Genomic DNA, 12,079 nt, shown 5'->3' on the forward strand with positions numbered 1-12,079 from the left:
GAGTGAGCAATATGAAATCAGCTCAATCGATAGTGCAGGAAATGCAGCCTGAAGAAGTGGAGGAGACGTCGATTGTTTCCATGCGTCAAGTCAGTAAGGTGTTTCCAAATGGGTACACAGCTGTAGAGAACGTCAACACGTCGATAAAAGAAGGTGAATTCGTATCCTTTGTCGGACCGTCCGGCTGTGGAAAATCGACGATTTTTAAAATGATTTCCGGTTTGATCTCTCCCTCTGAAGGAGAGTTGGAAATATTAGGGGAATCCGGGAGTGATCAGCAGCAGCAGAGTAATGATGTTGGGTTCGTATTTCAGGATGCCACGTTATTACCGTGGCGTTCGGTAATCAAAAACGTCATGCTGCCTCTCGAATTTCAGAATCTATCAAAGGCGGAAATGAAAGAGCAGGCTGAGGAAGTGCTCGAACTGGTTGGGTTGAAGGAATATGCGGAAGCACTGCCGCGTCAGTTATCCGGTGGGATGAGGATGAGAGTCTCCATTGCCCGGGCGCTCGTTGCTAAGCCAAAGCTGCTATTGATGGACGAACCGTTTGGCGCTCTTGATGAAATTACTAGGCAAAGTTTACAAAGTGAGCTGCTCAGAATATGGGAGTCCCAGAAAATGACGGTATTATTCATTACCCATAATGTGTTCGAAGCTGTGTACTTATCAACGAGGGTAGCTGTCATGACACCTGGCCCTGGTAAGATTGCGTCGACCGTAGATATACCGATGCCCTTTCCCCGAACAGATAAGGTGAGGACTTCTCACCAATTCAGCGATATTGTCGGTAAAGTCTCCCAGGATTTAAAATTTTGACAGGAGTGGTGAAGATGTGGAAACAGGAATTAAAAGATGTACTAGGCGAAGGAAAGGTTATTTTCAAAGAGAGTGACGTCGCTCGTTTATCGAAGGATTGCTACTGGTTTTCTCCCATTCTTTATGAGGAGCTGAAGGATAAAGTTGCAGATTGCGCCGTACTTCCTGAAACGATTGATCAATTAAGGACGATCGTTGCGATTGCTGTCAAACATCGGATCCCTATGACTCCAAGAGGGGCAGGGACAGGGAATTATGGTCAGGGAGTTCCGTTAAACGGAGGGATCATCCTAGATTTGACGAAGCTGAATCAAATCAATGGAATCAGTGCCAATGAGGTCTCGGTCCAGGCAGGCGCAAGAATAGGTAAATTAGAAAAAACATTGAGGAAAGAAGGAAAAGAGCTTCATATTTATCCCAGCACCTTTTTGACATCGACAGTAGGCGGTTTCCTGTGCGGAGGGTCGGGAGGAATCGGTTCCATTCGCTGGGGGAATTTATGGGATGGAAACGTACTTGCAGTTACGATTATGACCGTGGAAGAAAGTCCGAAGTTGTTGACTTTTAAAGGTGAGAAAGTGGTCGACTACATCCATAATTACGGAACCTCGGGCATCCTTGTCGAAGCTGTTCTTCCAATCGAGACAAAAACCGAATGGTCCCAGCATATTGCCTTCTTTGACGATTTCAAAGATGCTGTGCGCTTCAGTGAAAAGCTGGCCACTGAAGAACGTATCGTAAAAAGGCTGTTATCGGTATGTGAGTGGCCGATTCCTGAGCATTTCCATTCCTTGAAAAAAGTCGTGCGGGAAGGTAAATCGATGGTCATGCTGGAAGTAGACGAATCATTCGATGATGAACTCCGGGAATGGACAGAAGCCTATGGAGGGGATTTAGGGTTTACGATTCCTTCAAGCAAGTACCAAAAAGGGATGAAGGTTTCAGATTACACGTGGAACCATGCGACATTATGGGCTCAAAAACACGGCGAGAACATGACTTATTTACAAGCTCGTTTTGAAACAGAACACATTTTTGAACAGATGGACGCGATTCGTTCGAAGTTCGGTCTTGAGATCCAGTTCCATTTCGAGTTCATTAAAATCGACGGAGTCATCACCCCTGCGTCCCTGCCTGTCGTCCTTTATAAATCGAAGGAAAGGTTGTATGAAATCATCGACTACTGTGAAAGCATCGGTGTGGTCATCAATGATCCGCACACGTATCTGTTAGGATTCGGCGGCTACAATTTAAGGATGGAAGAAATCGAGAAGAAGAAGAAAGTCAACGACCCATATAATCTGCTGAATCAAGGCAAGATTCCAAATGCTGTAGCAGGCCAGGCGAATTAAATGACTAAGGGAGGCGTGGAAATGGAGCATACATCTGACAATCTTCACGTAAAAGAGAGACTGGAAGATCATTCTAAAGAGCGAGAAGCTGCTGCAAAGAGAAGAAGGAACATTATGAATAATTGGGTGCCGCCGATGATCACATTTTTGGTCTTTCTATCTCTGTGGCAGTTCGGAACGCAATGGCTTCAAATTCCTGTTTACATACTGCCGACACCTACTGATATTATAGCGGCTTCCATACAAAATTCAGACAGACTGCTGGCCTCTGCTACTACAACGATTCTGGAATCTGTCATAGGCTTCGTGTTCAGCGTCGTTATCGGCGTCGGAGCAGCAGTGATCATGGCCAGCTCGAAAATTTTGGAGCGAAGCCTGTATCCATATGCTATTTTATTGCAAACGATCCCGATTGTGGCTATTGCTCCTATCATCGTCATTTGGTTCGGGTCAGGAATGAACGCGATCGTCATCATCGCGTTTACAATCGGTTTTTTCCCTATGCTTTCTAATACCCTGATCGGATTGAACGCGACAGATCGAGGAATGATCAATCTCATGCAGCTCTATAAAGCATCGAAGTGGGAAATCATGTGGAAAGTACGTCTTCCTGCCGCACTTCCTTATATCATCGCTGGTTTGAAAATATCCTGTACGCTGGCGATTATCGGGGCAATTGTCGGAGAATACATCGCTGGAATCGGCGGGGGAGCCGGAGGGCTCGGATATGCGATTACTGTGGCATCGACTACGATGGAAATCCCCTATTTATTTGCCTGCGGGATTGCAGCTTCATTTTTAGGAATTGCATTTTTTCTACTCGTCAGCTTATTGTCGAAGGTACTGTTAGGATCATGGCATGAATCAGAAATGAATGTAGAAAATTAAAAAAGGGGTTCTATTATGAAAAATTCTTTGTTATATAAACGGCTGCTTTCTGTTGGGTTTTTACTATTAGTTTTAGCTGCTTGTGCAGATGCAAGCTCAAGTGAGGGAGACGAAGGATCCTCAGATGAAGATGAGGGAGAGCTTCAGGAATCTAAGCTTATCACGAACTGGTTCGCTCAACCTGAGCATGGAGGGAATTACGCAGCTTTAGAGCAAGGGATGTATGAAGACGAAGGGCTTGATATGGAAATAGAACCAGGCGGGCCACAAGTATCGACAACCCAAATGGTCGCTGCCGGTGAAGCTGATTTTGGGTACACCCAGGGAGAAGATATTCTCAATGCGAGAAACAAGGGGATTCCATTAGTAGCCATTGGGGCGATTTTTCAGGAAAGTCCTTACGTATTCATCTCACACGCTGATGCGGGCGTGGAAGATTTTGATGATTTGAGTGGGAAAACAGTGATTACGGCACCTGGCGTCGGGTACTGGGAATACATTAAAGAGGATTTTGATCTAGAAGGAGTGGAAGAAATCTCCTATACAGGAGAATTGTCTAAGTTTATTGACAATCCAGATGCTGTGACACAAGGTTACGTAACATCTGAACCTCATGTCTTAGATAAAGAAGGGGTGGAAACGAATGCTCTGCCTATCCACGATTCTGGGTTCCAGCCGTATTCCAATGTCATTTTCACAACGGAAAAAATGATTGAAGAGAACCCGGAAAAAGTACAAGAATTTATGGACGCAACTCTTAGTGGGTGGGAGTATTATAGAGAAAACTCTGAAGATGTCCAGTCCTTTTTACAAGAGTATAACCCTGATTTGACTGAAGAACTGATGACATATGGAGCTGAGGCACAAGAGGAGCTGATCTTCGGAGGCGAAGCCGAAGAACACGGATTCGGTTATATGTCAGAGGAGAGATGGTCCACTCTTCAGGAACAGATGCTTGAACTTGAAATCATTACAAATGAGGAAGATCCAAGCAATTATTATACAACTGAATTTTTGTCTCTGGAGGAGTAAAAATTGAATGAGTTGATTTTGAAGAATGTCCGCCTGCCTTTATATCAGGAAGATGCACTTTACCAGCTGACAATCAAAGATGGCCGGTATGAACATATAGTTAAGCAAACAGAAGCTGCTCCCCTCCAGGCTGTTCCCTTCACGCAAGCGGAGGGGCAGCTTTCTCTTTTCCAAGTGATTGATGTAGAAGGAAGACTGTTGTTTCCGTCTTTTGTTGATATCCATACCCATTTAGATAAAGCTTTTTCATTAAAGGCGGTGCCTAATCCATCCGGTACTTTGCGGGAAGCGATATCCAATTATAGTAAAAAGGCTCACCTTTTCTCCAGTGAAGAAATCGAACGGCGTGTCATGAAAGCAGCACTTCAATCGTTATCTTATGGGACGACACATATTCGGACACATGTGAATTTCGAACTGGATGTCAGCGGGGACGTAGCATTGGAACATTTACACGCTGTTCTTCGAGCGAGAGAGGCGTTAAAGGATCATATGTCCATTCAGGTCGTCCCCATGTTTTCAAGAATCCATCAAAGAACAGCGGAGGAGCTGCGGATAATTGAAGCGGCTATCGACCTGGGAGTCGATGGTATCGGAGGCGCCCCTCACCTGGATGAGGATGCAGAAAAAGCGATCGAGGCTTTGACGCAGCTTGCGATAAAGCATGACAAGTTCATAGATTTACACGTAGATGAAAATGATGACCCATCGATTTGTACCATTCAACATTTGATAGAAGCAGCAGAAACAAATCAGCTGCAAGGGAGAGTGACGGCCGGACACTTATGCTCTTTAGCTGGTATGGACCAGCTTAAAGCTCAGCGTATTATGGAGAGAATGGCTGATGTTAATATATATGCGGTCACCTTACCAGGAGCAAATCTGTTTTTGCAGGGCCGTAACGATCAGGGAGTCGTCAGGCGGGGAATTACGAGAGTAAAAGAATTAATAAATGAAGGTGTCCTGATTGCCGCAGCTTCAGATAATGTCAACGATCCGTTCCATCCATTTGGACGGGGGGACATGCTCCAAGTCGGGTTATTGACAGCATATACAGCTCATTTAGCAGGGGAAAAGGATTTGACTCAAGTCTTGAAAATGATCACCTCCATACCTGGAGAGGTGTATGGTCTCACGACTCATGAAATTAAGGAAAAAGCTCCAGCAGAGTTTGTTATAGCAGAGGCGACAGATCTTCATGAGCTGTTTGCTTCTTTATCGCCGAGTCGTCATGTGTTTTCGAAAGGAAAGTGGGTGAGCAGCAGGTCATCTGAGCTGAATTTCCAGGATGCTGAGCTTCATCAGTTTTTTAAGGAAAGCAATACGTATGATAGGAGTGAAGTTTAAGAGTGAGGTGCTGTCTATGTACGAAACTGTCGTTACGAACGTGCGATTGATCGATGGGGAAGGAGCGTTCAATATCGGGATCACAGAGGGGAAGATTGACGCGATTACAAAAGGTGAGATCCATGGAAAGAACTCGTGGGAGGCATACGGGGATCTTGTACTTCCACCATTTGTAGAATTGCACACTCATCTCGACACGGTCCTTACTGCAGGGAAGCCGGTCTCTAACCAATCAGGAACCCTGGGCGAAGCGATTGAAATCTGGACGGAAGCTAAAAGCCGGCTGGATAAAGAAGATGTCACCCACCGTGCAACTGAAGCCTTGAAACTGCTCATTTCCCAGGGGGTTTTGTTTGTAAGGGCTGCCGTTGATATTTCAGAACCGGATTTGAGGGCTTTACAAGCGATTTTGAAGGTCAAGGAAAAGTTCAGTGGTATCATAGATTTACAAATAATGGCTTTCCCTCAAGAAGGACTGGAGTCAAAGGGAAATCAGGCAAAAATGGAACGCGCTGTCCGCATGGGAGCGGACGGAGTAAGTGCTGTTCCGCACCTTGAAAAAACAAATAAGGCAGGGGTCGATTCGCTCGACTTCTGCTTTAAGATTGCGAGAAAACATGAGAAATTCATTCATGTGTTTTGTGACGAAGTGGACGATCCGAAATCGAGGTTTTTAGAATCCCTGGCTGAACTTACGATCAGCCAGGGGATGGAAGGGAAGGTGTCCGCTTCCCATGCTATTGCACTGGCTTACTATGATGATGATTATGCTCAAGAAGTCATTCAGCTTGTCAAGCAAGCTCAGCTCACGATCGTTTCTTGTCCTCTCGTCAACAGCTCCATGCAAGGTAGGTTCGATGCGTTTCCTAAAGGAAGGGGTATTACAAGGGTGAAGCCATTATATGAAGAAGGAGTGAATATTTGTATCGCTCATGACGATGTACAAACGCCTTTTTATCCTTTAGGAAGCGGAAATATTCTACAAGCTGCCCATTTAGGACTGCACTTAGCTCATATGACGGGCACATCTGAATTGAAAGCTGGCCTTGAAATGATCACCTCTCATCCCGCCAAAGGCTTTATGGTGGAGGAACAATATGGATTGGAAATAGGAAAGCCTGCAAGTTTCATAACAATGCCGGCAGCTACTTTAACGGATCTGATCAGTCATCAGCCCAGCTGCCGATACGTTTTTAAAAATGGAAAAATTATATCATCGACTCAGCCGAAAGTGACGACTTGGCACGTACCATTTTAACTAAGCAAAAGGAGGGACCGTCATGCAAGATCATTATAACGCGTATGTAGATACAGAGATTGAGAGGAAGCCTTCAGGGTCAGGGAAGCTGAATGGTCTTACGTTTTCTGTGAAAGATGTCTATTCGATCGAAGGGTATAGCAATCATGCCGGGAACCCTGATTGGCTGCGCACACACAATCCGGCAGAGAGGACCGCCCCGGTAATTACGAAACTATTGAAAAACGGGGCCCGACTTAAAGGGACAACTCACACAGATGAATTGATGTATAGTCTCAACGGAGAAAATTATCATTATGGAACTCCTGAGAATCCAGAGGCGAAAGGACACATTCCGGGAGGATCCTCCAGCGGTTCGGCCGTTGCCGTAGCTGCGGGTAACGTAGACTTTGCCTTAGGTACTGACACAGGGGGGTCTGTACGTGTCCCTTCATCTTATTGTGGGATATATGGGTTTCGTCCTACACATGGAGCTGTAGATAGTAGTGAAGTGATTCCGCTGGCTGAGAGCTTTGATACGGTTGGCTGGATGGCCAGAGACCCCCAATTGCTTTATGAGATCGGACGAGTTCTTCTGCCCGAGTTGCCGGATCAAAAGTTCAAGCTTGATCGAGTGCTGAAAGGTAAGGATGCTTGGGGTCGGATGGATCCAGAAGCTAAAGAAAATTCAGCTTTATTCATTCCCTACTTTGAACAGATGAGCAGTAGTTTTGAAGATGTCGAAATTTCTAAAGAAGGACTGGACGAATGGTTCGGTGTATTCAAAATATTGCAGGGCTTAGAGATCGGCCAGGAACATGGGGAATGGATCCAAAAAGAGAATCCGACATTCGGACCTGGCATTGCAGAAAGGTTCCAGTGGACGCAGACGTTGAAAAAAGAAGAGCATCTTCATGAATTCAAAAGAAGAGAAGAAATACAAAAGCATATGAAGCAGCTTCTTGGAGAGGATGGTTTACTAATCATTCCCACAGTGCCGGGAGCAGCTCCTAAACAGGGTTTACCTCCTGAAGAGCTGGAGGAGCGGCGGGCAAAAACGATGGAATTGTTGTGCATTGCAGGCTTAGCTGGATTACCTCAGTTGACCATACCCATAGGCAAAGTAGACGGAAAGCCTGCAGGGGTGTCTATCGTTGCGAATCAGCATAAAGATATCAATCTATTAGCGTGGGCAGTTAAGTTTCAAGAAAAAGTATCATCGCTCCATTTGGAAGGGTGAAACCTCCGCTCGTATGAACAATCATAATTCTTCATACGAGCGGTTATTGTGTTCATTTTAGTGTTCTGGTCACTTGGATTTACATAAATATGTCGAGAAAAAACGAGTGTCTATCTTTGGTAATAGCCGTTTGAAATTGAAGCTAGCCCCTTATATTCATCTTCCATTAATTAGGTTTTGACGCCCGGTCAGGGGGAATCTGGAGAATGTAATAAACTATGAGGAGGCTTTCAAAATAATGAGTATGATGGTCAGTGAAAGATTAAAAAATTCCAACCTGGAAAATTTGCGTACGGCTGCTGTACTGGAGTTCACGGAAGAGGTGTTTGAGTCTGCCAATATCCAATCTTTAGAGGTGCTGACTGCGAAACAACATCAACTTTTTATCGTGAACAGGAATGACCGCACACTGACAATCCTTAGTATTGATTCAAAAATGAACGTGACCAAGGAAACTCTGTTTACGGAAAGAATCATTTCTATGAAGGAATATTTTGAAGACTACAGCCTGTCAGATAATACGGCGCCTAGAAAAATTGAAATTGTCCTTATGGGCGGACGTATATTAGAAATCGAACCTCAAATGTCACGGACACAGGATGAAAGTTACAAAGAACCTGAAATGCTGGAACAAGTGAATGAAGATTTTGAGCATTTGATCGCAGCTTTGAAAAACACTTTGATTTTATAATAGATTTGAACACAAAACGAGTATTCCACTATGGAATACTCGTTTTGTAATTGTGAAGAAATTCTGAGTTCTCTACAAGTTTTTTGCGGTCGGGCGGGCGTGTGCCACTTGTTTTACGCGGACGAACGCCAGAGTCTCCTGACTGTTGTGGGCGGAAGAGAAAGTTGTCGAAACTTTATGGCCAGACTGAATTTACTTATCTGGGTGGATCATTTTGAACCCATACTCCTTGAGGAGAAGCAGGGTAGCCTTCTTCCGTATAGACCGTCTGCCCGCGAAGGTACGTGGAAGTAATCGTGCAAGGGAACTCATGATCTAAGAAGAGGCTGTGCTTATGTTTGGCATGCAGGTCGTCTATACGAACCCGGAAAGGCCGACCAAGGTCGACGATTGCCATGTTCGCTTCCATTCCTTCTTTAATCTCTCCAATCGATGATAAATCGAACCGTTTCGCTGGTCGAGCAGCTGTCCATTCGGCTGCTTTTTCTAATGGAATATTATGTTTGAGGGCTAGTTCAATTACTGATAATAAGGTGAACTGCCCGCCGCTGATACCGCCCCAAGCATCCAGGAGATTGTATTGGTCCGGGTCTTTTAGTGAAAAAGGGCACGGTGAATGATCAGAGGTGATCATATCGAATTGATCATCAATTAATAATTGAACGAGCTTTTCCTGTTCTTCAGGTTCCCGCAAAGGAGGGGCACACTTAGCTACAGCTCCCCGTTCTATGAGATGGGTATGATTGAACAACAGGTAGTGAGCGCACGTCTCAAGCGTAATATCCATTCCTTTCTTTTTTGCTGACTGGATCTTATCAACTGCATCCTTGCTGCTGATATGGACAAAATGGAGGGAGCAGCCGGTAATCTCCGCATAGTGAATCGCTCGTTCTACAGCTTCTACCTCCGCAATAATAGGCCGGGTCTCCGCATAATCATCAGCTGTCGTTTGCTGATTATCCTTTTTTTTCTTAGATAAGTACCCCGTGATTGGACCGCTTTCGGAATGCAGGGCTAACACTTTATTAAGCCTTGAAATTTCCTCCATTCCTTTAAGTAAAGTCTCATCGTCCGCAGATTTGAATTCTTCATTCCCCGTTTCTGAGAGAAAGGCTTTAAAACCGATCGCCCCTGAGTGAGCAAGGTCGGCTAAATCTGAGAGGTTGCCAGGGACTAATCCTCCCCATAATCCGAAATCAATATAGGATTTCTGCGCCCCTATTTTGGCTTTTTCCAGTAAAGCAGCTTGATCGGTTGTAGAGGGGACACCGTTTAATGGCATATCAAAATATGTGGTAGCTCCGCCAGCTGCCATCATCGAGGAGCCGGTGGTGAAGCCTTCCCAATCTTCACGCCCCGGTTCATTGAAGTGGACGTGCACATCGACCATTCCTGGAAAAATGTGCCGACCGTCAGCCCGCACGACATGGTTTGCATTATCAATTATATCAGCGGCTATAACCGAAATTTTTCCGTCTTTTATTCCAATGTCTTTTTTCATCACACCATTCGGTAAAACGACGTGACCATTTTTTATAATCGTGTCCAGCTGTGGCAAACTGTTTTCCTCCTCAGCTTTATAGTTTGATGGTTTCTTTGACTGCAGTATTGTAAGTGTCCAGAGCGGCCTGCAGAGCTTTGCCAGGTGCGACGGTGGCGTGATGACGAATAAGTACGGCCTCAAGCGCACCCAGGGTAAAGAGGATGTTTTCCTTTCGGCAGCTGTAGCCCATCGTGCCGATGCGCCAAATCTTTCCCTGTAACTCGCCGAAAGAACTGGCGATTTCAATCCCGAATTCATTAAGCATCATAGATCTTACCGATTCAGCATCCGTTCTTTCAGGGACTTTAACGCAAGTGACAGTCGGCAATTTGCAGTCAGGGTTTCCGAATAATTCCAACCCCATCGCTTGCAAGCCTGCCATCAAAGCCTGCTCATGAAGTCGATGACGTTCGAACCTTGTCTCAAGCCCCTCGTCAAGAACGAGACGTAATCCTTCTCTGAGTCCGTACAGCATCGACGTAGCTTCGGTGTGATGATTGAGTCTCCGGGGACCCCAATAATCTTGAAGCATACTCAAGTCCAGGTAGTTACTCTTGATCATCGGTCGTCCTCTTCCGATTTCTTCTGCTTTATCAGCAGCAGTTGATATTCCTCTTTCTACCTTTTTTCTAGAGGTGATCACCTTTTCTATACGGTCATTATAAGTAATCGGAGCCATACCCGAGGGAACAGACAAACATTTCTGAGTGCCTGCTATCAAGCCATCAATAAACCATTCATCTACCCTGATATCCGTACCGGCAACAGAGGCAACAGCATCAACGACCAATAATACGTCGTTCTTTCGGCAGTACCCCCCGATTTTATGTAAGGGCTGCATCCGTCCTGTTGAGGTCTCTCCGTGAACCATTGCGGTGATTTTTGGTTTCACCTTATGAATTTCGTCAATGATAGCTTGTTGGTCAAAAACTTCTCCCCATGGACATTCCATCGTATAGACGTCTGCTCCGTACCTTTCGCATATTTCGGTCAGCAAATGGCCGAACCTTCCGAAGATAGGCACGAGCACTTTGTCTCCCGGTTCTATAATACTGCACAACATAGCTTCGATTCCGGATCGCGATGTACCATCGACAGGAAATGCCCATTCATTTTTTGTTTTAAACAGTTTTCGCAGCATCTCCATCACTTCATTCATGATCGAAGTGAAGGCCGGGTCGAATTGACCTAAGACAGGGGTACTCAATGACCGGAGAACTATAGGATCTACTTCTACAGGTCCGGGAGTCATAATGGTACGGAGCGGAGTGTTCAATTCTGTATACGTCATCAGTCATTCTCCTTTTTAATTGATTCGCTCAGTTAAATTTCACTGTTGATATTCATATAAGCGCCCTATTCTTGAAGACTTAGTTTTGAGATATAGTGGGAGTTTAGGGGCTGCAGGAAAAGGTTCGCTTTCCGTGGGGCGGGCGCTGAGCCTCCTCGAGCTTCGCTCTGTGGGGTCTCACCTGTCCCGCTAATCCCACAGGAGTCTCACCTTTTCCCTCCGCCCCTTTCCATATAAGTGTCACGAAACCGCTTTTAGGAAAAACAAAAATCTTAATGTAATCATGTATTCCATATTGAAAGACTTTCTATAGAGTGCTTCCCACCTATAGGACAGGAATGACGGAAAACCCCTCCTTTTGGGGAGAGGGTTCACTACTCGCTTCCATGGAATAGGAAGGTTGGGAAACGAAGAGACTCATTGGGTGAAGAGAGTCTAATAATTGGTTAGTTTTTCTTCTTATTTCTTAGTTCCGTCCCGTAATATAAGTTAGGTGGTTTTAGGAATGGGCGAGACTCCTGTGGGATGAGAGTGATTGGTGAGATCCCGGAAGGCGGAGCCTGAGGAAGCTCACTGCACTCCCACGGAAAGCGAGTCCATTCCTAAAACCACATTCCACTCATCAAGATGACGGAACAGC

At 45.3% G+C, this 12,079-nt stretch carries 10 protein-coding genes; 8 read left to right on the forward strand and 2 right to left on the reverse strand.

What is annotated here, in order from left to right:
• Nucleotides 1-11 precede the first annotated feature (11 nt).
• The 8 genes from LF817_RS01020 to LF817_RS01055 all read left to right on the forward strand — a co-directional run bounded on the left by LF817_RS01020 (nt 12) and on the right by LF817_RS01055 (nt 8,605).
• Nucleotides 12-818: an ABC transporter ATP-binding protein gene (locus LF817_RS01020; protein WP_253933894.1), complete on the forward strand. Its 807-nt coding sequence runs from the start codon at nt 12-14 to the stop codon at nt 816-818.
• Nucleotides 819-832: 14 nt separating this feature from the next.
• Nucleotides 833-2,170, forward strand: a complete 1,338-nt coding sequence (locus tag LF817_RS01025) for an FAD-binding oxidoreductase (RefSeq protein ID WP_253933895.1) — start codon at nt 833-835, stop codon at nt 2,168-2,170.
• Nucleotides 2,171-2,191: 21 nt separating this feature from the next.
• A complete protein-coding gene (locus LF817_RS01030; RefSeq protein ID WP_253933896.1) occupies nt 2,192-3,058 on the forward strand; it encodes an ABC transporter permease in 867 nt (288 codons plus the stop codon).
• A gap of 15 nt (nt 3,059-3,073) precedes the next feature.
• Nucleotides 3,074-4,090 (forward strand): ABC transporter substrate-binding protein, encoded by a 1,017-nt coding sequence (locus tag LF817_RS01035; RefSeq protein WP_253933897.1) that lies wholly within the window; start codon nt 3,074-3,076, stop codon nt 4,088-4,090.
• A gap of 3 nt (nt 4,091-4,093) precedes the next feature.
• Complete coding sequence (locus LF817_RS01040) at nt 4,094-5,437, forward strand: amidohydrolase family protein (RefSeq protein WP_253933898.1); 1,344 nt, start codon at nt 4,094-4,096, stop codon at nt 5,435-5,437.
• Nucleotides 5,418-6,695 carry an amidohydrolase family protein gene (locus LF817_RS01045; RefSeq protein WP_253933899.1) on the forward strand — a complete coding sequence of 426 codons (1,278 nt, stop codon included), beginning with the start codon at nt 5,418-5,420 and terminating at the stop codon, nt 6,693-6,695. The genes LF817_RS01040 and LF817_RS01045 overlap by 20 nt, the downstream gene beginning before the upstream one ends.
• Before the next feature lie 22 nt (nt 6,696-6,717).
• Nucleotides 6,718-7,914, forward strand: a complete 1,197-nt coding sequence (locus tag LF817_RS01050; RefSeq protein WP_253933900.1) for an amidase — start codon at nt 6,718-6,720, stop codon at nt 7,912-7,914.
• 238 nt (nt 7,915-8,152) lie between these two features.
• The gene (locus LF817_RS01055; protein WP_253933901.1) at nt 8,153-8,605 is read left to right on the forward strand and encodes a hypothetical protein; all 453 of its coding nucleotides are present in this window, start codon (nt 8,153-8,155) and stop codon (nt 8,603-8,605) included.
• A gap of 196 nt (nt 8,606-8,801) precedes the next feature.
• Here LF817_RS01055 and LF817_RS01060 read toward each other — a convergent pair whose 3' ends face one another.
• The gene (locus LF817_RS01060; protein ID WP_253933902.1) at nt 8,802-10,163 is read right to left on the reverse strand and encodes an allantoinase; all 1,362 of its coding nucleotides are present in this window, start codon (nt 10,161-10,163) and stop codon (nt 8,802-8,804) included.
• 19 nt (nt 10,164-10,182) lie between these two features.
• Complete coding sequence (locus LF817_RS01065; protein ID WP_253933903.1) at nt 10,183-11,439, reverse strand: pyridoxal-phosphate-dependent aminotransferase family protein; 1,257 nt, start codon at nt 11,437-11,439, stop codon at nt 10,183-10,185.
• Nucleotides 11,440-12,079: the final 640 nt, after the last annotated feature.

The organism is Halobacillus sp. A1, assembly GCF_024189295.1.
Taxonomy (GTDB): Bacteria; Bacillota; Bacilli; order Bacillales; family Halobacillaceae; genus Halobacillus_A.